We start from the raw sequence: 25178 nt of genomic DNA on the forward strand, positions 1-25178 counted from the left end.
CTGTCGTTCCTCCTCGATAGGGCGCCGGCGGGCCTCCTCAGGCTCCGCCGCCTGGCGCGCGGGAGCGCGGCTCGTCGATGCCCGCCCCTAGTATCTCCGTTCTTGGGCTTGATCCGAACAGGAGGGGTGAACTGACCTGTGGAAATCTCGGCCGGCGGACGTCTCGAGGTTCGTATCACCGCTGCTGACGTGGGGAAACGAGTCTCGGTACGACGCTTGATCGAACCTGCGGTCCCGGAAGAGAAGTTCACCGACACGGTGGGTGTTCTCACATCATGGGACAACGGTGTGCTGCTGATCACACGCAAGGGCGGCGAGAGCGTCCGGATTCCGGAATCCTCGCTGGTCGCGGGGAAGGTCGTGCCCTCCGCCCCGGCCCGGCGCAGGGGCCCCGCCGCCTCCTACGAGGAGCTCGCGCACGTCGCCTCGCGCGCGTGGCGGCCGGTGGAGAGCGAGTGGCTGGGCGAGTGGGAGCTGCGGGCCGCGGGCGGGTTCACCCGGCGGGCGAATTCCGTGCTGCCGCTCGGCGACCCGGGTGTGCCGCTCGACGAGGCGCTGAGCGTCGTACGGCGGTGGTACGGCGACCGCGGGCTGCCCGCGTACCTCCAGACCGCGACCGGCGCCGAGGGCACGCAGGAGCTGCTGTGTGCGCATCTGGAGCGGCGCGGGTGGGTGCGTGAGGTGACCGCCGAGCTGTGGGTCGGGGCGCTGGCGCCGGTCGCCGACCGGGCCGAGGGGGCCGGTGTCGTGCTGTCCCGGGAGGCCGACGAGGCGTGGCTTGCGCGATACCAGCGCAAGGGCGTGAGCGAGATCGCGCTGCAGGTGCTCGGGAGCGGGCCCTCGGTGTGGTTCGCGACGGTTCCCGGGGAGCAGGCGCCGCAGGCGATCGGGCGGTGTGTCGTGGACGGGCGCTGGGCGTCCTTCGCCGCCGTCGAGGTCGATCCGGCGCTGCGGCGGCGGGGGCTGGCCACCACCGTGATGTCCGCGCTGGCCCGGCGGGCCCTGGACGAGGGCGCCTCGGCCGCCTGGCTCCAGGTCGAGGAGGACAACGCGGGAGCGCGGGCGCTGTACGCCGGGATGGGCTTCGCCGCGCACCACGCGTACCACCACTACCGGGAACCGGCGGCTCCCGGCAGCGGCCAGTAGTACCGATCGCCGGGAGAGGGCACGAGGCTGCTATGCGTCCCCCATACCCCCCACCGCCCGAGCGGTCCGCCGAGCTGCGGCGGCGGTTCGCCGAGGAGGCGCGGTCCGAGCGGCCCGATCTGTCCACGCTGTGTCTGCTGGTGGGCGCGGAGGCGGACGGGGCGCTGGACGAGGCGGGCATGGACGCCGCCCAGATGGAGCTGGACCGGCTGGCGGGTCGGGTGCCGTTCCGGCCGGGCGGTCCGATGGCCTGGGCAACGGCGCTGCGCCACCTCCTCGGGGCGCAGGACGGCTTCCGCGGCTCCCCCGCCGACTATCAGCGCCTGGAGTCGTCACTGCTGCACGAGGTGCTGCGGCGGCGGCGCGGGCTGCCGATCCTGCTGTCGGTGGTGTGGATGGAGGTCGCGCGGCGGGCTGGGGCGCCGGTGTACGGGGTTGCTCTGCCGGGGCACTTCGTCGTGGGGTTCGGGCCTCAGGAGGAGCAGGTGCTGGTGGATCCGTTCGACGGGGGGCGGGTGCTGGGTGTCGGCGACGCGGAGCTGTTGGTGGCCGGGGCGACCGGGGCGCCGTTGGATCAGGCGATGTTGACGCCGACGGATCCGCTGGACGTCGTTCTGCGGATCCTCAACAACATCCGTGCGTGGGCTGCGGCGCGGCCGGAGCGGTCGGATGTGTCGCTGTGGGCGGTGGAGTTGTCGTTGTTGTTGCCCTCGCATCCTGCGCGGTTGCGGTATGAGCGGGCGCAATTGCTTGTCCAGCGGGGGGACTTCGTCGATGGGGCCGTGGAGCTTGAGGCGTACGCCGAGGTTTTGGCGGCGGTGGATGAGGGGGCCGCGGAGCGTGTGCGGGGGCAGGCCCGAGCGGCTCGGGCACTGCTCAACTGAGTTCGCCTACTCGCCGTAGAAGTTTCTGAAGATTGCGCGTGTGCTGGTGCGTTGTGGCTGGTCGCGCAGTTCCCCGCGCCCCTAAAAGCAAAATCCGCTACAGCCAGCCCTTTTCCCGTGCGATCCGGACGGCTTCGGCCCTGTTTCGTACCGCCAGTTTCTGGATCGCTGTCGACAGGTAATTGCGGACCGTTCCCTGGGACAAATGCAGGGTGTTTGCCAGTTCTGCATTCGTCGAGCCGTCCGCCGCCGCTCGCAGGACCTCTCGCTCTCGGTCCGTCAGGGGGTTGGCGCCCTCTGCAAGAGCTGCTGCCGCCAGGGTCGGGTCGATGACCCGTTCGCCCGCCAGGACCTTGCGTACCGCCTCCGCCAGTTGGGCCGCCGGGGCGTCCTTGACCAGGAAGGCGTCGGCGCCTGCCTCCATGGCGCTGCGGAGGTAGCCGGGGCGGCCGAAGGTGGTGAGGACGACGAGTTTCACACCGGGCAGGGCCTTGTGGACCTGGGCCGCCGCCTCGATGCCGGTGCAGCCCGGCATCTCGATGTCGAGGAGGGCCACGTCCACGGCGTGCTCGCGTACCGCGGCCAACACCTCGTCGCCGCGGGCCACTTGGGCTACGACCTCAATGTCGTCCTCGAGGCCGAGGAGGGCGGCCAGCGCCTCGCGCACCATCGACTGGTCCTCGGCGAGCAGCACCTTGATCGTAGAGCTCATGCCCCGGATCCTACGGCCGACGGGGTGTCGACGGGGACGCGGGCGACCAGGCGGAAGCCGTGCTTGACGCGGCCTGCCTCCAGGGTGCCGCCGGCCTTCTCCAGGCGTTCCGTCAGACCCGTCAGACCGTTGCCGGGGCCCTTGCCGGAGCCGCCCGAGCCGTTGTCCTCGACGGCGAGTTCCAGGACCGGGCCGTCCAGGGTCTGGCGGTGCAGCACCTCCACCGTGCAGCGGGTGGCGCCGCTGTGCCGTACGACGTTGGTGACCGCCTCGCGCAGCGCCCAGGCCAGGGCGGACTCGCTCTCCTCGGGGACGCCGGTGAGGTCCGGTTCGGCGGGGACGTCGGCCGTGACGCCCGCTGCCGTCAAGGCGACCTGTGTGCCCGCGAGTTCCGCGGACAGACGCTGGCGGCGATAGCCGGTGACCGCCTCGCGGACGTCCACCAGGGCCTGGCGGCTGACCTGTTCGATGTCGGCGACCTGCTGGGCCGCCTTGTCGGGGTGGTCGGGGAGCATACGGCCGGCCAGTTCGCTCTTCAGCGTGATCAGCGACAGGGAGTGGCCGAGCAGGTCGTGCAGGTCGCGGGCGAGCCGCAACCGCTCCTCGTTGGCGGCCAGTTGGGCGACCGTGGCGCGGGCCTTGCGCAACTCCACCGTCGTCCGCACCAGTTGCTTCACGCCCATCATTGCGAAGCCCAGGAGCAGCACCACCAGGACCAGGCTCCACTCGTCCGACCCGACACGCAGGAGGACCAGGAACATCGCGAGGGTGTTCAGCCCGACCGCCCAGTACGCGATCCGCTGCGGCAGCGTGGCGCCGCAGGCGACGGAGACGTACACGAAGAGGCCGATCCACGCGCTGCCGAGGGTGAGGGGCAGGACCAGGGCGAGCGTGCCGAGCAGGACGACGAGACCGGCGACGGTCCGGCCGCCGAACGGCCGGCCCATGTTCCGGAAGACCACGGTCAGATAGACGCCGGTGAAGGAGACCAGGGCCACCCAGCCGGCCGCGGTCGCCGCCGTCGAGTGGTGACCGGAGTTGAGGTCCTGCACCGGCGAACCGAGGAAGATCAGCCAGGGCAGGATCCAGACCAGCTTGCGCATCGCCTCGGTCCGGTTGCGGGGCTCCTGCCCGACCCGGATCGCGTTCTGGGCCCGGAGGTCCTCGGGCAGCCCGTCGTCCGTCATCGTGCTCACGCCTTCAGCGTGTCCTTCCGGTACAGCCAGGCCGCGCCGCCGGCGAAGAGGACGAAGAAGGCGACGAGGATGGCGATGTCCTGGGCATGGGGGGCCTGGCTCTGTTCGATGGCCCGTCCGAGGGCAGCGTACGCGTGCGTGGGCAGCCACTTGGCGATGTCCTGCAGCCAGGTCGGGAAGGTGGAGGACGGCATCCACAGGCCGCCGAGGATCGACAGGCCGAAGTAGACGATCATCGTGATCGGGCGGACCGCGTCCCCCGAGGCGAGGTAGCCGATGGCGACGCCGAGCGCGGCGAAGACCAGGCTGCCGGCCCAGATCGCGCCCGTGAGGGCGACCCACTGCCAGGCGTCCAGCCGTACGTCCTTCACGGCGGCGGCGACCAGGAACACGACCACGATGGACGGCAGGCTGACCACGGCCGCGCTGGCGGTCTTGGCGAGGACATAGCCGCGCCCGGGCAGCGTGGTCAGCCGCAGCTGCCGTACCCAGCCGCCCTCCCGCTCCTTGGCGATGCGCTCGCTGTTGCCCATCAGCACGGCGGTCAGGGCGCCGAAGGAGGCCATGGAGACCATGACGTACTTCGCGACGCTCAGGCCGGTGCCGTCGACGTTGCCCGTCTGGTTGGAGACGAGCAGGAAGATCACCGAGGGGTAGATCACCGAGAAGAACAGGAACTTCCGGTTGCGCAGGGCGCGCGCGAGTTCCAGCTTGATCAGGCTGTTCACGACTGCTTGGCCTCCTCGGCCTCGGTGATGGCGACGAAGGCCTGCTCGAGCCCGAGCCCGGCGACTTCGAGGTTGCGGGGGTAGACGCCGAGGCCGTAGAGCGCGTGGACGGTCGCGTCGGCGTCGGTGGACTGGATGCGGATGGTATGGCCGGATATGTCGACAGAGGTCAGGAACGGGAGCGCCCGGATCGGGGCCTCGTCGATCTCGCCCTCCAGGTCGAAGGAGACGCGGCGCGCGCCCGCCTTCGCCTTGATCTCGGCCGCCGTGCCGTCCGCGAGGAGCCGTCCGCGGTGCAGGACGAGCACGCGGTCGGCGATGGCGTCGGCCTCCTCCAGGTAGTGCGTGGCGAAGAGGACCGTCCGGCCCTGGTCGGCCTGCTCGCGCATGGTGGCCCAGAAGGCCTGGCGGGCGGAGACGTCCATGCCGGTGGTGGGCTCGTCGAGGACGATCAGGTCGCTGCCGCCGGCCGTGGCGAGGGCGAAGCGGACGCGCTGGGCCTGGCCGCCGGAGAGCTTGTTGACCTTGCGGTCGGCGATCTGGGAGATGCCGGCGCGGGCGAGCACGTCCTTCGCCTTGTACGGCTTGGGGTGCAGGTCGCAGGCGAGCTTCACCAGCTCGGCGACCGTGACCTCGTCCATCAGGCCACCGCTCTGCAGCATGGCGCCCACGCGCCCGGCGACGATGGCGTCGCGCGGGCTGGTGCCGAAGACGCGGACCGTGCCGCTGTCGGCGTGCTTGAGGCCGAGCAGCAGGTCGAGGGTGGTGGACTTGCCGGCCCCGTTGGGGCCCAGCAGGGCCACGGTCTCGCCCGGGTGCAGCGCGAGGCTCAGCCCGTCGACGGCCCGTACGGTCCCGTAGGTCTTGCTCACCTGGTCGAAGCCGACCACCGGGGTGGTGGTGGCCGCTGTCGCTGTCGTCGTCATGTCCACCATGGTGGCCGCGAACCCCCAGGTCGGGGCAGTGTCTGCGGTCCTGAGTGGCAGATGACAGATGTCATGCCGCCGCCGTGACAGCGGTCGGTGACATACGACGAGAGGGCACCCGGCGGCTGCCGGGTGCCCTCTCTCGGTCGTGCCGGGCTAGCTCGGGTTCGTCTGGATGACGCCGACCCGGTTGGTCTTGCTCAGCAGGGCCTGTCGCAGGGCGACGTAGACGTCCTGGGGCGTGACGGCGGTCTTCTTGCCGGTGCCGCGGGTGATCAGGACGCCATTGAACTGGCCGCCGTAGAGCTTCTTGAGCGCGGCGAGGTCCGGCTTGTCGACGAGCTTGCCGTTGACGGCCTCGACCCGGAGGAACTTCCACAGCGAGTTCTGCGGGCTGAGCGGCAGCGAGACACCGGTGTCCGTCTTGACCGTGACGAGACCCGACATCGCCGGCTCGGCGAAGGCCTTCATCTCGCGGTCGACCTCGGAGTTGGGGACCGTCGGCTGCTGAGTCGTGGTGACGACCGCGACCGGGTCGGTCGAGTTGGTCTCGACCTGGTTGCGGTACGCCTCCTCGACCGCCTGGGCCGACTTGGTGGCGTCGATGCCCTTGCCCGCCTTGCCGTAGACGGCGACGGCCTTGCCGGACTTGAACTCGATCGTGCCCTCGGTCATCGAGCCGGAGCCGCCCGCCACGGACTGCAGGGCGGCGGTCAGCTTCTCCTCGTCGACGGGCATGACCGGGTCGACGACGCGGTGGTTGCCGAAGAGGGAGCCGATGACGGAGATCGGGTTGTAGTCGGCCTCCGCGGCCGCGGCGACCGTGGACTGCTCGTCGAACTGGAGCCCCGCCTGGTCCGGCTTGAGGGCGACGGTCTTGCCGCCGACCGACAGCTTCAGCGGCTTGTTCACGCGCTCGCCGAAGGCCGCGTCGAGCTTCTTGACGGCGTCGTCACGGGTGCCGCCGCCGATGTCGACGCCGAGCACGGTGGTGCCCTTGGGCACGTCGGAGTGGTTCATCAGCAGCCCGGCGCCGTACGCGAGGCCGCCGACGATGACCACGCCGGTGGCGAGCAGCACCAGCTTGTTGCGCCCCTTCTTCTGTTTCTTGGGCGCGGAAGCGGCCGACGGCTTCGGGGTGGTCGGCTCGGGCAGCTTCGGGGGCGTGTGCGGCAGCGGGCCGTCGGTGTGGGCGCCGGGCCCGAACGGCGAGTTCGCGCCGGGCGGCACGACCGGGATACCGCTGGTGACGGTGTGTCCGGAGACGTTGTCGGGCGCCGGGAAGCCCTGCTGGCCCGGCTCGGGGGCCGGCTTCTGCGGGGTGAGGATCGCGGTGTCGTCGCTGAGGCCGCCACCGGGGCCGAGGCCCGCGCCGTGCGGGCCGCCGATGCTTCCGGGGCCGATGGGGCCCCCAGGGCCACCGATGCCGGCGGGTCCGCCGAGGCCCACAGGTCCGCCGGAGCCCGCAGGGCCCTTGGGCCCGGCAGGTCCGCTGCCGAAGGGAGAGGTCAGGGGGCCGTCACCGGTGACCGGTCCGACGGTCGGGCCCGCGGGGCCCTGGGCGCCGCCCTGGCCGCCGCGGCCGTTCGGCCCGTTGAAGCCGCTCGCGCCGCCCGGGCCGCCGTAACCACCCTGGCCGTTCTGCCCGCTCTGGGTGCTGCGCTCGCCGTCCGAGAAGTACGGGAGCTCGTCACGGCGCGGTTCGCCGCCGCCACCGCCGGAACGCGCGCCGTTGCCGAGCGGTCCCGCGGCCAGCGCCTCGGTGACGTCGAAGGAACCGGTGCCACCGCCGTGCCCGGGGGCCACGGGCCCGCCGGTCGCTCCGGGGAGCCCGGCGCCGTTCGTCCCGCCCGGGCGGGGGGCGCCGCCGCCCGCACCGCCGGGCCGGGAGCCGCCCGGCACGCTCATGGAGCCGACCACGCCGCCTGGACGACCGGCGCCCGGACGTGCGCCGCCCGAAGGGGCACCCGTACCGAAGGGCCCGGCGCCCGGGGCGGCCGGCGCACCCGCGCCCGAACCGCCCGGCAGACCGGCCCCGTTGGTGGCGCCGCCGCCCTGACCGCCCTTGGCAGGCGCCGACTTGCGGGGGGCGAACCACCCGCTCGTCTTCTCCTCGGCGGGCTGAGCGGGCTCGGCCGGAGGCTCGACGGTGCTCATGGCCTGGGTCGCCCCCGGCCCCGGAGCCTCGGTCTCCCCGGTGTCGTCGGAGCTCTCGGCATCCGCGACGGGCGTACGCACGACGACCGGCGGAATGGGCCGCGACCCTGGGATGTTGATCCGGATCCGGGTCGTCAGTGTGGTCTCGGTCTTGCGGTCCTCCGGCTGCGTGGCCGAACGGCCCGCATCCGTACCGGCGTCGGAAGCCGTGGGGGTCCCGTACGGCGGCGTGCCCGACGGGTATGCGGCTCCGCCGCGCCCGTTGGGCCCGGAGGACGGAGTGTCAGTTTCACGACTCAAGGCAGGTTCTCCCGGTTGGCTCCGCCGCCCGACACAACCTCACGGGCGGCTCGGCGGCGCGCACCACCATACTGGCCACTTCTGGCGCGTATCCCATGACCGCCGGGGAAACCCACACGGGACTCCCACGCGCGGTTAATGGCGAAGTGGTACGTCACTTGCCAAGTCGGACGTCACGGCCACCTGGTTGCCGCCCCTGTCCAAGGGTGGCGCAGATCACAGCGACGGCCATCCCTCCGAGGAGGAAGAGATAGGAGCCGCCTCCTGCGCCGAAGAGGAAGTCGCCTTCGGGTCTGCTGGCGGTGAGCAGAATGACGGAGATCATCCATCCGGCGGCAGGTGCGAACGCCCCGCCCCGGCTGCCGGTGGCCCGTCCGCCGCCGAGGCAGAGTCCGGCCTCGCCCGCGAGCGCGAGCAGCAGCCCGCCGGGGAACCAGCCGGCCTGCACCAGCGCACCGGCCGCGCCGACGACCGCGCCGAGCACGAAGAGACCCAGGTACAGCAGCGCCCGTCCGGCGGAGGGCCGCTGCAGTGGCTGGGCGAGCATGGAACCGCGCTCCGTCATGACGCCTCCTCGATCCCGGCGAAGAGATCGCTCTCTCTCGGCTCTCCGCCTTCCCCGCGCACCAATTCGTAGTACTCGGTGGTGAAGAGGGGTTGTGCCTGCTCGTTGGAGAGCGCGAAATACGGCTCCGCGACCTCGATCTGTGTCGCGTGTGCCCGCATCGCGGCGGCCTTGGCGGCGGCGTGCGCGGTGCCGTCGATCTCGGCGGTGATCCGGTCGTCGGACACGACACCCGGTACGTCGTCGATGACGGCGACCTTGGGAAAGGGGGCGGAGGGCAGACCGGGCAGATCCTCCGCAAGCCGGGCGAAGGCACCCTCGGCAACGGACCGCGGCACGCGGTTCCAGTACACCTTGGGAATCTCCCACCCTGCCCCGGCGGCCAGTTCGGCGGCGCGCATGGCCACGCGGTGGGCCTGGATGTGGTCGGGGTGGCCGTATCCGCCGTTGTCGTCATATGTGACGAGGACCTGGGGGCGCACCTCGAGGATCACCTCGACGAGGTGGGCGGCCGCCTCGTCGACGTCCGCCTGCCAGAAGCAGGCCGGGTCGTCGTTGTCGGCCAGGCCCATCATCCCGGAGTCCCGGTAGCGGCCCGGGCCGCCGAGCTGACGGAAGTCCTCGACGCCGAGCTCGCTCATGGCCGCCGTGAGCTCGCGCAGCCGGTACTCGCCCAGGGCGGTGCCGGTGAGGTGCCGGAGCTCCGGCGGAATGACCTCGCCGAGCTCGCCGAGGGTGCAGGTGACCAGGGTCACGCGGGCACCCCCGGCCGCGTACGCGGCCATGGTCGCGCCGTTGTTGATCGACTCGTCGTCCGGGTGCGCGTGCACCAGCAGCAGACGCCGGGCGGGCTGTTCCGTCATGGAGCCCACCCTACGAGGCGGCACCGACAGTGCGGGGCAGCCCGGGCGTCAGAACTTGATGCTGCCGATCATCCCCGCGATGTTCGTCGTCAGCTCGCTGATGGTGGGAGCGACGGTCGAGGAGGCCAGATAGAACCCGAGCAGCATGCAGACGATCGCATGCCCCGCCTTCAGTCCTGACTTCTTGATCAGAAGGAAGACGATGATCGCCAGCAGCACCACCGCCGAAATCGAGAGTGCCACGGCGGCTCACCTCCAAAGGTCCCAAGAGCGCGGGGGTCGGACTTAGGGGCCAGACAAATCCACACAACAACCAGCAGGTTCATACCCACTATGCGCTAGTGATCATAACTATCCGACCGCGCGCATCGATCGGCGCACGGCCGCACAAGGGGGCGCATGGCCAATATGGTCAGGGCATGACGACGACGTCCGAGTCCTTCCCCCGCAGGCACGCCCGCACCCAGCGGTTCACGCTGGGCGCGCCGCGCGCTTTCACCGTGGCGCCCGACGGTGCCCGTGTCGTGTTCCTGCGCTCCACCTCCGGTACGGACAGGGCGAGTTCCCTGTGGGTTCTCGATGTACGGGACGGCGGGGAGCGCGTGGCGGCCGATCCCCGCGCCCTGCTCGGCGGCGCCTCGGAGGAGCTCCCGCCCGAGGAGCGGGCGCGCCGCGAGCGCAGCCGCGAGGGCGGCGCCGGCATCGTCGGCTACGCCACCGACTCGGCCGTGGAGTTGGCGTCTTTCGCCTTGTCAGGGCGGCTTTTCGCGGCCGAGCTGCGGGCCGGTACGGCACGTGAACTGCCCGTCCCCGGACCGGTGATCGACCCGCGCCCCTCCCCCGACGGCCGGCATGTCGCGTACGTCGCGCAGGGTGCGCTGCGGGTCGTGGGCGCCGAGGGCAGGGACGAACGGGCGCTCGCGGAGCCGGAGTCGGCGAACGTCACCTATGGGCTGGCGGAGTTCATCGCGGCCGAGGAGATGGGCCGCTCGCGCGGCTTCTGGTGGTCGCCGGACTCGGACCGGCTGCTGGTCGCGCGCGTGGACGACACGCCGGTACGGCGCTGGTGGATCTCCGACCCGGCCCAGCCCGAACGTGACCCACAGCACGTCGCCTACCCGGCGGCGGGCACCGACAACGCGGACGTACGGCTGTTCGTGATCGGTCTGGACGGGGTGCGCACGGAGGTCGTCTGGGACCGGGCGCGCTACCCATATCTGGCACATGTGCACTGGTCAGACGCGGGTGCACCCCTGCTGCTGGTACAAGCGCGCGACCAGCGCAGCCAGTTGTTCCTGGCCGTGTCCCCGGAGACGGGCGCGACCCGGCTGGTGCACGCGGACGAAGATCAGGTTTGGCTTGATCTTTTCCCCGGGGTGCCCTGCTGGAGTCCGTCCGGGCAGCTCGTGCGCATCGTCGACGAGGGCGGCGCTCGGGTTCTGGCGGTCGGTGAACGCCCGTTGACGGGGCCGCAGTTGCACGTACGGGCGGTGCTGGACGTCTCGGACGACGACGTACTGCTCGCCGCCTCGGCCGGCGCGGAGGCCGAGGCCCCCGAGACCGGCGAGGTGCACGTCTACCGCGTCAACGAACTGGGCCTGGAGCGCCTCTCGCAGGAGCCCGGCGTGCACTCGGCGGTGCGCGCCGGGGGTGTGACCGTGCTGGTGTCCGCCGCGCTGGACCGGCCGGGCGCCCGCGTGCAGGTACTTCGCGACGGCAAGCCCGCGGCGACCGTCGCCTCGTATGCGGAAGATCCCGGTATGACCCCGCGCGTGACCCTCATCGAGGGGGGCGCACGGCGCATCCCGTGCGCTGTCCTGCTCCCCCGCGATCACGACGGCGAGACCCCGCTCCCGGTGCTCATGGATCCCTATGGCGGTCCGCACGGCCAGCGGGTGGTCGCCGCGCACAATCCGCATCTGACCTCGCAGTGGTTCGCCGACCAGGGGTTCGCGGTCGTGGTCGCCGACGGCCGCGGCACCCCGGGCCGCTCCCCGGCCTGGGAGAAGGCCGTCCGCGACGACCTCGCGGCGGTCACCGTCGAGGACCAGGTGGACGCGCTCCAGGCGCTCGCCGACCGCTTCCCCCTGGACCTGACCCGGGTCGGTATCCGTGGCTGGTCCTTCGGCGGCTATCTGGCGGCGCTCGCGGTGCTGCGCCGCCCGGACGTCTTCCACGCGGCCGTGGTGGGCGCCCCGGTCACCGATCTGCGCCTGTACGACACCCACTACCAGGAGCGCTACCTCGGCCACCCCGACAAGCAGCCGGAGGTCTACCGGCGCAACTCGCTCATCGACGACGCGGGCCTGGTCGACGCGGCCGAGCAGCACCGCCCGATGATGATCATCCATGGCTTCGCCGACGACAACGTGGTGGTCGCCCATTCCCTGCGGCTGTCCTCCGCCCTGCTGGCCGCCGGCCGCCCGCACGAGGTGCTGCCGCTGTCGGGCGTCACGCACATGACCCCGCAGGAATCGGTCGCCGAGAACCTGCTCCGGCTCCAGCTGGATTTCCTGAAGCGTTCGCTCTCATAACCGTGCAAACCCGCATGAACCGCGTTTACACGCAGGCAACTTCGAGGAAGCCATACCGATATACGGACGCGCGAGGCTGAACAACGTACGGCCGTGCGGGTGCCGTAAACGGACCGGGGTGCGCCATGTCACCCCGGTCCGTTGCCGTTCTCCTCCGGCACAACCATCTTCTCTTCGGCGAAGTGACAGGCCGAGTCATGGGCGGCCGGACCGCTCACGAGCCGGAACTCCGCCGGCACCGCCAGCAGCGGCACCTCCAGCGCGCACCGCTCCTGCGCCTTCCAGCACCGCGTACGGAAGCGGCATCCCGAGGGAATGTTCGTCGGTGACGGCACATCACCCGCGAGGATGATCCGCTCCCTGCGCTCCCGCGCCGCCGGGTCGGGCACGGGGACGGCGGAGAGCAGCGCCTGTGTGTAGGGGTGCGTCGGGTGGTCGTAGATCTCGGCGTCCTTGCCGGTCTCCACGATGCGCCCGAGGTACATCACGCCGACCCGGTCCGAGATGTGCCGGACGATCGACAGGTCGTGCGCGATGAAGATGTACGACAGCTCGAACTCGCTCTGCAGCCGGTCCATCAGGTTGATGACCTGGGCCTGCACGGACACGTCCAGCGCGGAGACCGGCTCGTCGGCGACGATGATCTCGGGACGCAGCGCCAACCCCCGTGCGATGCCGATGCGTTGGCGCTGGCCGCCGGAGAACTGGTGCGGATAGCGGTTGATGTACTCGGGATTGAGCCCGACGACGTCCAGCAGATCCTGAACCTTCCTGCGGCGGTCGCCCTTGGGCGCCACCTCGGGATGGATCTCGTACGGCTCCCCGATGATGTCGCCCACGGTCATCCGGGGGTTGAGGGAGGTGTACGGATCCTGGAAGACCATCTGGATGTTGCGCCGTACGGATCGCAGGGCCTTGCCCGACAGCTTGCCGATGTCCTCGCCCTTGTAACGGATCTCCCCCGCCGTCGGCTTCTCCAGGTTGACCAGCATCTTGGCGACCGTCGACTTGCCGCAGCCGGACTCGCCGACGATGCCGAGGGTTTCGCCGCGGGCGAGTTCGAAGTCCACGCCGTCGACGGCCTTCACCGCGCCGACCTGCTTCTTGAAGAGAATCCCCCGGGTCAGCGGATAGTGCTTGACCAGCTCGGTGACCTGCAGAATCGGCTCAGCCATTCATGCACTCCCTCCAGAAGTGGCAGGCACTGTGCCGGGCCGGTTCCTCGCCGTTCACCTCGTACAGGGGCGGCTCGTCGGTCCGGCACACGTCCTGGGCCATCGGGCAGCGGGGGTTGAAGGCGCAGCCCGGCGGGATGTGCATGAGGTTGGGCGGCAGGCCCTTGATGGCGTAGAGCTCCTCGCCCTTCTGGTCGAGCCGCGGGATCGACTCCAGCAGGCCCTTGGTGTACGGGTGCGCGGGCACCTTGTAGATGTCGTGCACCGGGGCCGACTCGACGATCCGGCCCGCGTACATCACGGCGATCCTGTCGGCGACGTCGGCGACCACGCCCAGGTCGTGGGTGATCAGGATGAGCCCCATGTTGTACTCGCGCTGCAACTCGGCGAGCAGGTCCATCACCTGGGCCTGGACGGTGACGTCGAGGGCGGTGGTGGGCTCGTCGGCGATGATCAGCGCCGGCTCCAGGGCCAGGGCCATCGCGATCATGATGCGCTGGCGCATGCCGCCGGAGAACTGGTGGGGGTAGTCCTTCACCCGCTCCCTGGCAGCCGGGATCCGCACCCGCTCCATCAGCTCGACGGCCTTCTCCCGCGCGTCCTTCCGCGACATCCCCCGGTGCACGACGAACATCTCGCCGAGCTGGTCGCCCACGGAGAGCACGGGGTTGAGGGAGGACAGCGCGTCCTGGAAGATCATGGCCATCTCGGCACCGCGGACCTTGCGGCGCTCCTCCTCCTTCAGCTTCAGCAAGTCCCTGCCCTGGAAGAGGATTTCGCCGCCCGTGATCTTCCCGGGCGGCATGTCGAGAATGCCCATGACCGCCTGTGCGGTGACGGACTTCCCCGACCCGGACTCACCGAGCACCGCGAGGGTCTCCCCCGCGTCCACGCCGTAGTTGACCCCGTTGACGGCCTTGGCGACCCCGTCCCGGGTCCGGAACTCCACCTGCAGATCCCGCACTTCGAGCAGCATGACGGCGACTCACCTCAACTTCGGATCGAGGGCGTCGCGCACCGCGTCGCCGAGCATGATGAACGCCAGCACGGTGACCGCCAGCGCGCCGGCCGGCCACAGGAGCATGTGGGGGGCGTTGCGGATGTACGGGGAGGCCGCCGAGATGTCGATGCCCCAGCTGACCGTGGGCGGCTTCAGGCCGACGCCCAGGTACGACAGGGTCGCCTCCAGGGCGATGTACGTGCCGAGTGCGATGGTCGCGACGACGATCACCGGTGCGACCGCGTTCGGGGCGATGTGGCGCAGCAGGATGCGGGAGTCGGAAGCGCCCAGGGCGCGGGCGGCCTGCACGTAGTCGTTCTGCTTGGCGGTGATGACCGAGCCGCGTGCGATGCGGTAGACCTGCGTCCAGCCGAGCAGCACCATGAACCCGATGACCGGCCAGATCGTGTTGCTGGTCACCACGGAGAGCAGGACGAGACCGCCGAGCACTACCGGGATCGCGAAGAAGATGTCGGTGATCCGGGACATCAGCGAGTCGTAGCCCCCGCTGAAGTACCCGGCGAGCCCGCCCAGGACCGAGCCGAGGAGCGCGATGCCGGCCGTGGCCAGAACGCCGACGCTGATGGAGATACGGGTCCCGTACACGGTGCGTGTGTAGACGTCGCAGCCCTGGCCGTCGTAGCCGAAGGGGTGGCCTGGCTGGGAACCCTCCTGGGCCTTGGCGAGGTCGCACTTCAGCGGATTTCCCGAGGCGATCAGCGACGGCCAGATGGAGATGACGACGAGGAAGAGGATCACCAGCCCCGAGATGATGAAGACGGGGTTGCGGCGCAGGTCGCGCCAGGCGTCGGACCAGAGGCTCCTCGGTTTCCCGGCCGGGCCCGTGCCTTCCGGTCCCCCGGGTGTCCGCTCCAGGGTCTCCGCCTCGGTCACGGCCAGGTCCATCGCGCCGCCCATGCCCGCGGAGGAGACGGCGCCCTCGGACTCGTACTGCTCAGGCATAGCGGATCCTCGGGTCGAGTACGGCGTAGAGGAGGTCGACCAGCAGGTTGGCCACCAGGAAGACGAGGACGAGTACGGTCACGAAGCCGACGACGGTCTGGGTGTTCTGGCGCAGGATGCCCTGGTAGAGCTGGTAGCCGACGCCGTGGATGTTGAAGATCCGCTCGGTGACGATCGCGCCGCCCATCAGCGCGCCGATGTCCGTGCCGATGAAGGTGACCACGGGGATCAGGGAGTTGCGCAGCAGGTGCCGGACGATCACCCGCTGCCGCGGCAGGCCCTTGGCGATGGCCGTGCGGACGTAGTCGGAGCGCCGGTTCTCCGCGATGGAGGTACGGGTGAGCCGGGTGACGTAGGCGAGGGAGACGGACGCCAGGACCAGGCCCGGCACGATCAGTTCGCCGAAGGTGGCGTCGGTGGAGACCGACGGTTTGATCCAGCCCCACTCGACACCGAGGAGGAGCTGGAGCAGCAGGCCGGTGACGAAGGTGGGCACGGAGATGACCACGAGAGTGGCGAGGAGGACGGAGGTGTCGGCGGGGCGCCCGCGCCGCAGGCCGGTGATCACCCCCAGCGTGATGCCGATGACGATCTCGAAGAGGATCGCCACGATGGTGAGCCGGATGGTGACCGGGAACGCCGTCGACATCAGCTCGGTGACCTTCTGGCCGTTGAAGGCGGTGCCGAAGTCGCCGGTGAAGACGTTCCCCATGTAGGTCAGGTATTGCTGCCACACCGGCTTGTCGAGGCCGAACTCCTTCTTCAGCTGGGCGGCCGTGGCCGCGTCGCACTGCCGCTCGCCGCACAGTCCCGCGATGGGGTCGCCCATCACGTTCACCATCAGGAAGATCAGCAGCGTGGCCCCGATGAACACCGGGATCATCTGGAGCAGACGCCGGACCACGTACCGTCCCATGCGCGGTCAGCCGACCTTGATCTCGTTGTAGACCGGGACGCTGAACGGGTTCAGCGCGACGTTCGACAGACGGTCGGACCAGCCGGCGCTGCCGTTCTGGTACCAGAGCGGGATGGCCGCCATGTTGTCGCGGACGACCTTCTCCGCGCTCTGGAAGAGCGAGATCGCCTTGGTGGTGTCGGTCTCCTGGTTGGCCTGGTTGACGAGGTTGTCGAAGTCCTTGTTGGACCAGTGGCCGTCGTTGGAGGAGGCGTTGGTGTAGTAGAGCGGCTGGAGGAAGTTCTGGATGAGCGGGTAGTCCATCTGCCAGCCCGCCCGGAACGGCCCGGACATCTTCTTCTGCGTGATCTGGTTGCGGAAGTCGGCGAAGGTGCCGACCGGGTTGCCGACGCAGGCCTTGTCGTTGCCGAGCGCGTTGTTGATGGAGTTGCAGACGGCGTCGACCCACTCCTTGTGCGAGCCGGTGTCCGCGTTGTACGAGATCTTGACCTGCCCGCCCGGGAGCCCGCCGCCCTCCTGGACCAGCTTCTTCGCCTGGCTGGGGTTGTATTCGCAGGCGCCCCCGCACAGCCCGTCCTGGAAGCCGCCCTTCGTGCCGAGGACCGGTGAGGTCCAGTCGGTGGCCGGGGTGCGGGTCTTCTGGAAGATGGTGTTGGTGATCTGGTCGCGGTTGATGGCCATGGACAGGCCCTGGCGGACCTTCTCCGAACCGCTCTTGTTCCAGTCCGGGTCGTAGAAGGGGAAGGCGAGCGTCTGGATGATGCCGGCGGGGGTGTTGAGGTAGCGGTCGCCGAGGTCGCTCTTGACGTTCTTCAGCTGCGCAGCCGGGACGTCGTCGACCAGGTCCAGGTTGCCGGCCATCAGGTCGGTGTAGGCGGTGTTGTTGTCGGTGTAGACCTTGAGGTCCACGCCGCCGTTCTGCGCCTTGTCCGTGCCGGGGTAGGCGTCCCACTTCCTGAGGGACATCTTCGAGCCCTTGGTGTACGACTGCACCGTGTACGGCCCGTTGCCGACCGGCTTCTTGATCCACGCGGCGTGGTCGGAGAAGAAGGCCGTGGGCAGCGGGTCGTAGGCCGAGTAGCCGAGGGTGTCCGGGAAGGTCGAGAACTTCTGGGTGAGCTTGACGGTGAAGGTCAGGTTGCCGGTGACCTTGAGGCCGGAGAGCGTGTCGGCGGTCTGTGCGCCGGTCTCCGGGTGGACCTTGTCGTAGCCCTCGATGTACCCGAAGAAGTACGCGTTCTTCTGGTTGTTCTTGAGGCTGGCACCGTAGTTCCAGGCGTCCACGAAGGACTTGGCGGTGACGGCCTCGCCGTTGCTGAACTTCCAGCCGCTCTTCACGGTGATCGTGAAGTTCTGCGAGTCCGTGGTGTCGATCTTCTCGGCGAGCATGTCCTCGGCCGCGCCGGTCTTGGAGTTGTACCGCTTCAGCCCCCGGAAGATCATGTCGAGGACCTTGCCGCCCTGCACCTCGTTGGTGTTGGCCGGCTCCAGCGGGTTCTGCGGGTCCCCCCAGGAGGAGCTGAGCACCGCGCTGCCGTCACCACCGCCGCCGCTGCTGCTGCCGCCCCCGCAGGCCGTCGCGGCGAGTGCGACCGCCGCCGCGCATGCGGCCCATTTGGCGTGCGTGGCTCCACGCATGGAGTGCCTCCTCGGGAATGCCTATCCGTTACCGGTCAATATCCGAGCAAACAGAACACAGTGCACATTCGGTGCACCCATCTGCGGGACGGATCGCCGGAAGGAGGCAGCGCGGCCCGCCGGTTTCCCGGCGGGCCGTTTTGCCGTCGGCCCGCCCCGGGGCGAAACTCCGGCCCCATGACCTATCACCTGCGCGGGACCGTGCTCCCCGACGGCTCGGTCCGGGACGTGTGGACGCTCGGGGACCGCATCACCTTCGAGCGGCCCTCCGAACCGGCCGTCACCCTCGCCGACGGAGGGTTTCTGCTGCCCGGCCTCGTCGACGTGCACACGCACCCGGGCTCCCCGTCCGAGGACGAACCCGCCTTCGACGCCGAGGCGTTCGCGACGCAGATCGCCCAGCACCGGGATGCGGGGACGACGGCGCTGCGCTTCCCGGGGCTCCTCGGCGAGATACCGACCGGAATGCGGGAAGCACCCGACAGCCCCCGCATGGTGAGTGCGGGGCGTTGGCTGGCCTGGGCGGGACTGTCGAAGAGCACCCCGTTCCACACCGTCACCGACGACCTCGTCGCCGCCGCGGTCGCCGAGGCCAAGGCCCACGACGGCTGGTGCAAGCTCGTGGGCGACTGGGACTTCGAGGCGGACCCGGTGCCGTACGAGGTGCTGCGCGCCGTAACCGACGCCGTGCACGCGGCCGGCGGCCGGGTCGCCGTGCACTGTCAGTCCGGGCGGGGTGCGGTCAACGCCGCCCGTGCAGGGGTCGACTCGGTCGAGCACGGGATGGGGATGCCCGAGGAGTGCGTGGACCTCATGGCGGCGCACGGCACGGTGTACGTCCCCACGCTCACCACCTTCGCCCGCAGCGCCCCGCGCCGTACCAGGGACACCCCGCGCGAACGCCTCTGGCACGCGGGGCACGAGATCATGGTCCGACGTGTGCGCGAGGCCCACGACGCCGGAGTCACCGTCCTCGCCGGCACCGACTCCGCGCCCTTCGGCAACGTGGCCACGGAGGTCGGACACCTCATCGCCGCGGGCCTGCCCGCCGAGGCCGCCGTCGGTGCCGCGAGCTGGACCGCCCGCGCGTTCCTGGGACTGCCCGGCCTCACCGAGGGGGCTCTGGCCGACATCACCGTCTACGACGCCGACCCGCGCCGCGAACCCGCCGTACTGCGGCATCCCCGCCGCATCGTGCTGCGCGGACTGGTGGTCCGCTGACGGGCCGTCCGTTCGCAAGAGTCACGACATCATCACGGTGGCTGATTCCCCCGCTTGACGGCGTCAGCGCTCTACCAGGCCCCCTTCACCGGTCTAGACCAATAGCGGCCCCAGCGAACATCAACTCGCCGTTTTCGCAGGCCACCATGGTTTCGCGCGCCGTTGACGGGCGCAGACTGCCGCTGGTAGACACACTCATCACCCAGCTGGCCCGTCACCAGGCAGAACCCGCTCCTGAAGTCCCAACAAGCCGTCCCTGTGCGAGCGATGACGCGAGGTCACGATCCATGAGCACACAAGACCAGCACGGCACAAGGCGTTCACATCCGAGAAGGCCGCGATCGCGCACGGCCCGGCTCGTGGCAGCCGCCGGCGCCGCCGCTCTGACGCTCTCGGCGGGCCTCGCGACTCCGCTCAACCCGGCGCCCCAGCGGGCGGAGGCCGCCCAGGGCAAGAAGGTGCTCACCGTCGCGGTGGCGCAGAGCGTCGACTCGTTGAGCCCCTTCCTGGCGGTGCGTCTGGTCAGCACGAGCATTCTGCGGCTGACGTACGAGTACCTCACCGACTACGACCCCGGGGACGCGCACCCGGTCCCCGGCCTGGCCACCAAGTGGGCACCGTCCGCCGACAAGCTCACCTGGACGTACACGATCCGCTCCGACGCGAAGTGGTCGGACGGGCAGAAGGTGACCGCCGAGGACGCCGCGTGGACGTTCAACAAGCTGATGACCGACGAGGCCGCCGCCACCGCGAACGGCAGCTTCGTCACCAACTTCCGCAAGGTGACGGCGCCCAGCCCCACCAAGCTGGTCGTCGAGCTGAAGAAGCCCCAGGCCACCATGACCGCGCTCGATGTGCCGATCGTGCCCGAGCACATCTGGAAGAGCGTCAAGGACTTCTCGAAGTTCAACAACGACAAGTCCTTCCCCGTCGTCGGTGACGGACCGTTCGTCCTCAGCGACTACAAGGCCGACAGCTACGTCCGCCTCAAGGCCAACAAGAGCTTCTGGCGCGGGGCACCCAAGTTCGACGAGCTGGTCTTCAAGTACTACAAGGACCAGGACGCGGCCGTGGCCGCCCTGCGCAAGGGCGAGGTCTCCTTCGTCGCGGGCGCGCCGGCCCTGACGCCGGCTCAGGCGGCCTCCCTGAAGGGCCGGCAGGACATCCGCGTCAACGACGCCCCCGGCCGGCGCTTCTACGCCCTCGCCACCAACCCCGGCGCACAGGCGAAGAACGGCCAGAAGTTCGGCGACGGCGACCCGTCACTGCTCGACGAGCGGGTGCGGCACGCGCTGTTCCTGGCCGTCGACCGCAAGACCATCATCGACAAGGTGTTCCAGGGCCACGCGGTCGAGGGCCAGGGCTACATCCCGCCGCGCTTCTCGACGTACTTCTGGAAGCCCTCGGCGAGCCAGGAACTCTCCTACGCCCCCGCCAAGGCCGCCCAGCTCCTCGACCAGGCCGGCTACAAGAAGAACGCCGACGGCAAACGGGTCGGCAAGGACGGCAAACCGCTGAACTACCGGGTCCTGTGCCACGCGACCGACCCCAACGACAAGGCGGTGGGCCAGTACCTCAAGGAATGGTGGGCCAAGCTCGGCGTCGGCATGACGCTCGACTGCCTGGACAACGTCACCGACCCCTGGCTCGCGGGCAAGTACGACCTCGCCTTCGACGGCTGGTCCGTCAACCCCGACCCGGACTACGTGCTGTCCATCCACACCTGCGCCGCCCTGCCCGCGACCCCGAAGGACACCGGCGCGACCGACAACTTCGTCTGCGACAAGACGTACGACGAGCTGTACGCCAAGCAGCTTGCCGAATACGACTCCGCCAAACGGGCCACTCTCGTCAAGCAGATGGAGTCGCGGCTGTACGACCTGGGGTACATGAACGTCATGGCGTATCCGAACGCCGTCGAGGCCTACCGCACCGACCAGATCAAGTCGATCGAGACGATGCCCAAGGCCGCCGGCAACATCTACGGCCAGGACGGCTACTGGAGCTGGTGGTCGGCGGTCCCGGCGGATTCCGGCTCCTCCTCCGGGGGCTCCTCGACCGGGGTGATCGTCGGTGTCGCCGCGGGTGTCGTGATCCTCGCCGGCGCCGGACTGCTCTTCGCGCGGCGCCGCCGCGCCACCGCCGACGACCGCGAGTAGCCCATGCAGCCAACGGCCCCTGACGCAGCGTCCGCCGCGGTCGACAAGGCCGCCGTACCGGTCCCGGCCGGTCCGGCGGTCCGCGGGCCGCGGGCCCGCACCACCACCGCGTATCTGCGGTACGGGGCGGGCAAGGCGGGCGGTGCCGCCGTCTCGCTGCTCGCCGTACTGGTCACCGGGTTCTTCCTGTTCCGGCTGATCCCCGGTGACCCGGTCAAGACGATGACCGGCGGCCGACCGGTCTCGGCGGAGCAACTGGCGGCCTATCGCCGGGAGTTCGGACTCGACCTGCCCCTGTGGCGGCAGTTCACGGACTACTGCGGCAAGGCACTCACCGGCGACCTGGGCACGTCGTACCAGTTCCGCACCCCGGTCATCGACAAGATCACCGAAGCGCTGCCGAACACGCTGCTGCTGACCGGCACGGCCTTCGTGCTCTACACCGCGCTCGGCATGTTCCTCGGCACCCGTTCCGCCTGGCGGCACGGCAGGCTCGGCGACCGGCTGAACACGGGTCTGGCACTGACCCTGTACTCCGTCCCGTCGTTCTGGCTGGGCCTGCTGGTCATCATCGTGTTCGGCGTGGGCCTCGGCCCCGTGCCCGGGCTGTTCCCGACCGGCGGCATGGAGTCGGGCGGCAAGGAGGGCTTCGCCTACGTCCTCGACGTCGCCCATCACCTGGTCCTCCCGGTGCTCACCCTGGTCGCGGTCGAGTACGGCCAGACGCTGCTGGTCACCCGCTCGGCGCTGCTCGACGAGATGGGCAGCGACTATCTGACGACCGCCCGCGCCAAGGGCCTCAAGGACGACCTCGTGCGGCGCCGGCACGCCGTGCCGAACGCGCTGCTGCCCACGGTCACCCTGGTCTTCGTCAACCTCGGCCGGACGGTCGCGGGCGTCATCCTGGTCGAGACGGTCTTCTCCTGGCCGGGGCTCGGCGGGCTGTTCTACCAGGCCCTGAGCGTGCCCGACCTGCCCCTGGTGCAGGGGCTGTTCCTCTTCTTCGCCTCGGCGGTGATCGTCATGAACACTCTGGCCGACCTGCTCTATCCGCTGCTCGACCCCCGGGTGGGCCGATGACGACCGAGGCCACTCCCCCGGCGCCGGACACCACGGCCGCCGGACCACGCGCGCTGGCCTGGCAGCGCCGCCGCCGCTCCGCCGTACGGTTCTGGCAGCAGTACCGCAAGCACCGCGCCGGCCTCCTCGGTCTGGCGGCGCTCGCCCTGTTCGCGCTGGTCGCACTGACCGCGCCGCTGACGGTCGGCTCGGGCGTGGCCGGGGTGACCGACGCACCGGGCAGTCCGCTGCAGGCGCCGAGCGGTGAATTCCCGCTGGGCACCGACCGGTTCGGGCGCGATCTGCTGGGCCTGGTGGTGTGGGGCTCCCGGGTCTCGCTGCTGGTGGGGCTGCTCGCGGCCGTGCTGTCGGTGGTGATCGGCACGGTCGTCGGGATCACCGCCGGGCACTTCCGGGGGGCGTACGCGACCGTGCTGATGCGGATCACGGACTGGTTCCTGGTGATGCCGGCGCTGGTGCTCGCCATCGCGCTGGCCACCGTGATGTCCCGCTCCCTGGGCACGGTGATCCTCGCGATCGGCGTCACCTCCTGGCCGACGACGGCGCGGCTGGTGCGCGCCCAGACGCTGGCGGTGGAGTCCCGGCCGTACATCGAACGGGCCAGGGCCCTGGGCGGCGGGCACTGGCACGTCATGACCCGGCATGTGCTGCCCAACGTGATGCCGCTGGTCCTCGCCCAGACGACCCTGATGATCTCCTCCTCCGTCCTCGCCGAGGCGACGCTGGCCTTCCTCGGCCTCGGCGATCCCACGGTCATCTCGTGGGGCGGGCTGCTGCAGGACGCGCGCGAGGCCGGTGCCGTCAGCTCCGGCGACTGGTGGTACCTGGTGCCGCCGGGCATCGCGATCGCGGTGGTCGCGCTGGCGTTCACGCTGTGCGGGCGTGCGGTGGAGTCTGTCCTCAACCCCAGGCTGGGGGTGGCCCGTTGACGCTGCTGGAGGTCCGGAACCTCGAGGTGACCTATGCCGGCGGCGCGGCCGCGGTGCGGGGCGCGGACCTGTCGCTGGCGGCGGGACAGAAGCTCGGCATCGCGGGCGAGTCGGGCTGCGGCAAGTCCACGCTGGCGCTCGCGCTGCTCAGGCTGCTGCCGGCCGGGACCCGGGTGTCCGGGGAGATCCTGCTGAACGGCGAGGACGTCCTGACCATGCGGTGGGGGCAGGTGCGAGCGGTGCGCTGGGCGGGCGCCTCGATCGTCTTCCAGGGGGCGATGCACTCGCTCAACCCGGTGCACCGCATCGGCGACCAGATCGCCGAGCCGATCCTGCTGCACCGCAGGGCCACGGCGGCCGCGGCGCGCAGGCGGACCGGCGAGCTGCTGGAGCAGGTGGGCCTGCCCGCGGCACGCGCGTCGGCGTACCCGCACGAGCTGTCCGGCGGCCAGCGGCAGCGCGTCATGATCGCCATGGCGCTGGCCTGCGACCCACAGCTGGTCATCGCCGACGAGCCGACCACGGCCCTGGACGTGATGATCCAGGCGCAGATCCTGCGGCTGATCGAACAGCTCGTCACCGAGCAGGACCTGGGCCTGATCATGATCAGCCACGACCTCGCGGTCCTCGCCGACACCTGCGACCGACTCGCGGTGATGTACGCGGGCCGGGTCGTCGAGGAGGGCCCCGCCCGGCAGGTCTACGAGGACGCCCGGCACCCGTACGCCAAGGCCCTGTCGGCGGCCTTCCCGCGGATCGGCGACCGGGCCTCCCGGTTCGCCCCGAGCGGCCTGGCCGGCGATCCGCCCGATCCGTCCGCGCTGCCCTCCGGATGCACCTTCCACCCGCGCTGCCCGGTCGCCCTGGACGAGTGCTCCGTCGAGGACCAGCGGCTGCGGGACGCCGGACAGGGGCGTTGGGCGGCCTGTGTGCACGTGGCGGCAGCGGTCCCGCCGCCGGCCGGCCCGTCGGAGGATGCGAGGAGCAGCACATGACGACGACTGCACCGCCCCTGCTCAGCGCTCAGGGCCTGGACGTGACCTTTCCCGGGCGGCACGGTGCCCCTGCGGCCCGGGCCGTGGACGGCGTCGAACTCGACATCCGGAGCGGGGAGATCGTGGCGCTGGTCGGCGAGTCGGGCTGCGGCAAGACGACGCTGGCGCGTTCGTTGCTCGGCCTGGTGACACCGGCCGCGGGCCGGATCACGTTCGCCGGAAAGCCCCTGGAGTACTCGTCCCGGGCGCTGAAGGCGTACCGCAGGCGCGTCCAGCTGGTGCTGCAGGATCCCTCCGGCTCACTGAATCCCCGGCACACGGTGTACGACGCGGTGGCCGAGGGCCTGCGGATCCACGGCCGTACGGGGAACGAACGGGCGGCCGTCGCCGAGGCCCTCGCCCACGCGGGGCTGCGGCCGCCGGAGCGCTTCTTCCTGCGCTACCCGCACGAGCTGTCCGGCGGCCAGCGCCAGCGCGTCGTCATCGCCGGCGCGCTGGTCCTCGAGCCCGAACTCATCGTCGCCGACGAGCCGGTGGCCTCGCTCGACGCCTCCGTACGCGGCGAGATCCTCGCCCTGCTGCTGCGGCTGCGCACCGAACTGGGCCTGTCCGCGCTGGTGGTCACCCACGACCTGGGCCTGGCCTGGAACATCGCCGACCGGGTGGCGGTCATGTACCTGGGCCGGATCGTGGAGACGGGCGAGGTCGAACAGGTCCTGACGGCTCCTCGCCACCCGTACACCCAGGCACTGCTGTCGGTGCTGCCGGAGGCTCCGGGCGATCCGGTGGTACTGACCGGCGAGCCTCCGGACCCGTCCCGCATCCCTTCCGGGTGCCGCTTCCACGCTCGGTGCCAGGTGCTGGCGAGCGGGGAGGCGGAGCGGGCGGGGGTGGCGGACGCGTGCCGGAACGAGGATCCGGAGGTGCTGGGCGGGGGCGGCGGGGAGCAGGTGGCTTGTCACTGGGCGCGGGCGCGGATCACCACGTGAGGCCGAGTGGCGGTGGCCGGGACGCAGACGGTCGCGTCTGCCTCGGAAAACGCCGGTTCCCGGCACCCTTCCGGGGTGCCGGGAACCGTGCGGGCGCTGTCG

General features: G+C 70.6%; 22 protein-coding genes. 9 read left to right on the plus strand and 13 right to left on the minus strand.

Features of this window, described 5'->3' with window-relative positions:
* Positions 1–138: 138 nt before the first annotated feature.
* Positions 139–1146 carry a GNAT family N-acetyltransferase gene (locus tag ACFY10_RS16355; RefSeq protein WP_390665784.1) on the plus strand — a complete coding sequence of 336 codons (1008 nt, stop codon included), beginning with the start codon at positions 139–141 and terminating at the stop codon, positions 1144–1146.
* Between the two features lie 32 nt (positions 1147–1178).
* Positions 1179–2030 carry a tetratricopeptide repeat protein gene (locus ACFY10_RS16360; RefSeq protein WP_390665785.1) on the plus strand — a complete coding sequence of 284 codons (852 nt, stop codon included), beginning with the start codon at positions 1179–1181 and terminating at the stop codon, positions 2028–2030.
* Positions 2031–2127: 97 nt separating this feature from the next.
* Here the strand turns inward: ACFY10_RS16360 and ACFY10_RS16365 are convergent, their stop codons facing one another.
* The 8 genes from ACFY10_RS16365 to ACFY10_RS16400 form a co-directional block, all read right to left on the minus strand.
* Entirely contained in the window at positions 2128–2742 is a 615-nt protein-coding gene (locus ACFY10_RS16365; protein ID WP_390665786.1) for a response regulator, read from the minus strand.
* Positions 2739–3929: a sensor histidine kinase gene (locus ACFY10_RS16370; RefSeq protein ID WP_390666178.1), complete on the minus strand. Its 1191-nt coding sequence runs from the start codon at positions 3927–3929 to the stop codon at positions 2739–2741. Before ACFY10_RS16370 ends, ACFY10_RS16365 begins: the two co-directional genes overlap by 4 nt.
* 5 nt (positions 3930–3934) lie before the next feature.
* Complete coding sequence (locus tag ACFY10_RS16375; RefSeq protein WP_390665787.1) at positions 3935–4666, minus strand: ABC transporter permease; 732 nt, start codon at positions 4664–4666, stop codon at positions 3935–3937.
* Positions 4663–5592 (minus strand): ABC transporter ATP-binding protein, encoded by a 930-nt coding sequence (locus ACFY10_RS16380; protein WP_390665788.1) that lies wholly within the window; start codon positions 5590–5592, stop codon positions 4663–4665. Before ACFY10_RS16380 ends, ACFY10_RS16375 begins: the two co-directional genes overlap by 4 nt.
* Before the next feature lie 156 nt (positions 5593–5748).
* Positions 5749–8049, minus strand: a complete 2301-nt coding sequence (locus tag ACFY10_RS16385; RefSeq protein WP_390665789.1) for a hypothetical protein — start codon at positions 8047–8049, stop codon at positions 5749–5751.
* Between the two features lie 154 nt (positions 8050–8203).
* Positions 8204–8614: a DUF6113 family protein gene (locus ACFY10_RS16390; protein WP_390665790.1), complete on the minus strand. Its 411-nt coding sequence runs from the start codon at positions 8612–8614 to the stop codon at positions 8204–8206.
* Positions 8611–9477 (minus strand): N-acetyl-1-D-myo-inositol-2-amino-2-deoxy-alpha-D-glucopyranoside deacetylase, encoded by an 867-nt coding sequence (gene mshB, locus ACFY10_RS16395; protein ID WP_390665791.1) that lies wholly within the window; start codon positions 9475–9477, stop codon positions 8611–8613. The genes ACFY10_RS16390 and mshB overlap by 4 nt, the downstream gene beginning before the upstream one ends.
* Before the next feature lie 48 nt (positions 9478–9525).
* Positions 9526–9720 (minus strand): hypothetical protein, encoded by a 195-nt coding sequence (locus tag ACFY10_RS16400; RefSeq protein ID WP_003992731.1) that lies wholly within the window; start codon positions 9718–9720, stop codon positions 9526–9528.
* A 176-nt stretch (positions 9721–9896) separates the two neighbouring features.
* On the opposite strand from ACFY10_RS16400, the gene ACFY10_RS16405 reads away from it, so the two are divergent.
* The gene (locus tag ACFY10_RS16405) at positions 9897–12011 is read left to right on the plus strand and encodes a prolyl oligopeptidase family serine peptidase (RefSeq protein WP_390665792.1); all 2115 of its coding nucleotides are present in this window, start codon (positions 9897–9899) and stop codon (positions 12009–12011) included.
* A gap of 128 nt (positions 12012–12139) precedes the next feature.
* On the opposite strand, the gene ACFY10_RS16410 is transcribed toward ACFY10_RS16405, so the two are convergent.
* From ACFY10_RS16410 to ACFY10_RS16430, 5 genes are read right to left on the minus strand one after another with little or no spacing between them, the layout of a single operon-like run.
* Complete coding sequence (locus ACFY10_RS16410) at positions 12140–13186, minus strand: ABC transporter ATP-binding protein (RefSeq protein WP_390665793.1); 1047 nt, start codon at positions 13184–13186, stop codon at positions 12140–12142.
* The gene (locus tag ACFY10_RS16415) at positions 13179–14162 is read right to left on the minus strand and encodes an ABC transporter ATP-binding protein (RefSeq protein ID WP_390665794.1); all 984 of its coding nucleotides are present in this window, start codon (positions 14160–14162) and stop codon (positions 13179–13181) included. The genes ACFY10_RS16410 and ACFY10_RS16415 overlap by 8 nt, the downstream gene beginning before the upstream one ends.
* A 9-nt stretch (positions 14163–14171) precedes the next feature.
* Entirely contained in the window at positions 14172–15149 is a 978-nt protein-coding gene (locus ACFY10_RS16420; RefSeq protein ID WP_390665795.1) for an ABC transporter permease, read from the minus strand.
* A complete protein-coding gene (locus ACFY10_RS16425) occupies positions 15142–16065 on the minus strand; it encodes an ABC transporter permease (protein WP_390665796.1) in 924 nt (307 codons plus the stop codon). The genes ACFY10_RS16420 and ACFY10_RS16425 overlap by 8 nt, the downstream gene beginning before the upstream one ends.
* A gap of 6 nt (positions 16066–16071) precedes the next feature.
* Complete coding sequence (locus ACFY10_RS16430) at positions 16072–17703, minus strand: ABC transporter substrate-binding protein (RefSeq protein ID WP_390665797.1); 1632 nt, start codon at positions 17701–17703, stop codon at positions 16072–16074.
* 177 nt (positions 17704–17880) lie between these two features.
* Between ACFY10_RS16430 and ACFY10_RS16435 the strand changes: the two genes are divergently transcribed.
* The 6 genes from ACFY10_RS16435 to ACFY10_RS16460 all read left to right on the plus strand — a co-directional run bounded on the left by ACFY10_RS16435 (position 17881) and on the right by ACFY10_RS16460 (position 25076).
* The gene (locus ACFY10_RS16435; protein ID WP_390665798.1) at positions 17881–18924 is read left to right on the plus strand and encodes an amidohydrolase family protein; all 1044 of its coding nucleotides are present in this window, start codon (positions 17881–17883) and stop codon (positions 18922–18924) included.
* A gap of 287 nt (positions 18925–19211) precedes the next feature.
* Positions 19212–21083 (plus strand): ABC transporter substrate-binding protein, encoded by a 1872-nt coding sequence (locus tag ACFY10_RS16440; RefSeq protein ID WP_390665799.1) that lies wholly within the window; start codon positions 19212–19214, stop codon positions 21081–21083.
* A gap of 3 nt (positions 21084–21086) precedes the next feature.
* The gene (locus ACFY10_RS16445; protein ID WP_390665800.1) at positions 21087–22163 is read left to right on the plus strand and encodes an ABC transporter permease; all 1077 of its coding nucleotides are present in this window, start codon (positions 21087–21089) and stop codon (positions 22161–22163) included.
* On the plus strand, positions 22160–23092 hold the full coding sequence (locus ACFY10_RS16450; protein ID WP_390665801.1) for an ABC transporter permease: 933 nt from the start codon (positions 22160–22162) through the stop codon (positions 23090–23092). Before ACFY10_RS16445 ends, ACFY10_RS16450 begins: the two co-directional genes overlap by 4 nt.
* Positions 23089–24087, plus strand: a complete 999-nt coding sequence (locus tag ACFY10_RS16455) for an ABC transporter ATP-binding protein (RefSeq protein ID WP_390665802.1) — start codon at positions 23089–23091, stop codon at positions 24085–24087. The genes ACFY10_RS16450 and ACFY10_RS16455 overlap by 4 nt, the downstream gene beginning before the upstream one ends.
* Positions 24084–25076, plus strand: a complete 993-nt coding sequence (locus ACFY10_RS16460; protein ID WP_390665803.1) for an oligopeptide/dipeptide ABC transporter ATP-binding protein — start codon at positions 24084–24086, stop codon at positions 25074–25076. Before ACFY10_RS16455 ends, ACFY10_RS16460 begins: the two co-directional genes overlap by 4 nt.
* Positions 25077–25178 lie beyond the last annotated feature (102 nt).

Origin of the sequence: Streptomyces sp. NPDC001401, from assembly GCF_042895385.1 — a bacterium.
In the GTDB taxonomy this organism is placed as follows: Bacteria; Actinomycetota; Actinomycetes; order Streptomycetales; family Streptomycetaceae; genus Streptomyces.

Excerpts from the sequence above, each read along its gene's own strand:
- ACFY10_RS16405 (WP_390665792.1), top strand. The coding sequence starts at position 9,897 with ATGACGACGACGTCCGAGTCCTTCCCCCGCAGGCACGCCCGCACCCAG.
- ACFY10_RS16460 (WP_390665803.1), top strand. The coding sequence starts at position 24,084 with ATGACGACGACTGCACCGCCCCTGCTCAGCGCTCAGGGCCTGGACGTG.
- ACFY10_RS16365 (WP_390665786.1), bottom strand. The coding sequence starts at position 2,742 with ATGAGCTCTACGATCAAGGTGCTGCTCGCCGAGGACCAGTCGATGGTG.
- ACFY10_RS16390 (WP_390665790.1), bottom strand. The coding sequence starts at position 8,614 with ATGACGGAGCGCGGTTCCATGCTCGCCCAGCCACTGCAGCGGCCCTCC.
- mshB (WP_390665791.1), bottom strand. The coding sequence starts at position 9,477 with ATGACGGAACAGCCCGCCCGGCGTCTGCTGCTGGTGCACGCGCACCCG.
- ACFY10_RS16360 (WP_390665785.1), top strand. The coding sequence starts at position 1,179 with ATGCGTCCCCCATACCCCCCACCGCCCGAGCGGTCCGCCGAGCTGCGG.
- ACFY10_RS16430 (WP_390665797.1), bottom strand. The coding sequence starts at position 17,703 with ATGCGTGGAGCCACGCACGCCAAATGGGCCGCATGCGCGGCGGCGGTC.
- ACFY10_RS16435 (WP_390665798.1), top strand. The coding sequence starts at position 17,881 with ATGACCTATCACCTGCGCGGGACCGTGCTCCCCGACGGCTCGGTCCGG.
- ACFY10_RS16370 (WP_390666178.1), bottom strand. The coding sequence starts at position 3,929 with ATGACGGACGACGGGCTGCCCGAGGACCTCCGGGCCCAGAACGCGATC.
- ACFY10_RS16450 (WP_390665801.1), top strand. The coding sequence starts at position 22,160 with ATGACGACCGAGGCCACTCCCCCGGCGCCGGACACCACGGCCGCCGGA.
- ACFY10_RS16425 (WP_390665796.1), bottom strand. The coding sequence starts at position 16,065 with ATGGGACGGTACGTGGTCCGGCGTCTGCTCCAGATGATCCCGGTGTTC.
- ACFY10_RS16445 (WP_390665800.1), top strand. The coding sequence starts at position 21,087 with ATGCAGCCAACGGCCCCTGACGCAGCGTCCGCCGCGGTCGACAAGGCC.
- ACFY10_RS16380 (WP_390665788.1), bottom strand. The coding sequence starts at position 5,592 with ATGACGACGACAGCGACAGCGGCCACCACCACCCCGGTGGTCGGCTTC.
- ACFY10_RS16420 (WP_390665795.1), bottom strand. The coding sequence starts at position 15,149 with ATGCCTGAGCAGTACGAGTCCGAGGGCGCCGTCTCCTCCGCGGGCATG.
- ACFY10_RS16415 (WP_390665794.1), bottom strand. The coding sequence starts at position 14,162 with ATGCTGCTCGAAGTGCGGGATCTGCAGGTGGAGTTCCGGACCCGGGAC.
- ACFY10_RS16440 (WP_390665799.1), top strand. The coding sequence starts at position 19,212 with ATGAGCACACAAGACCAGCACGGCACAAGGCGTTCACATCCGAGAAGG.
- ACFY10_RS16410 (WP_390665793.1), bottom strand. The coding sequence starts at position 13,186 with ATGGCTGAGCCGATTCTGCAGGTCACCGAGCTGGTCAAGCACTATCCG.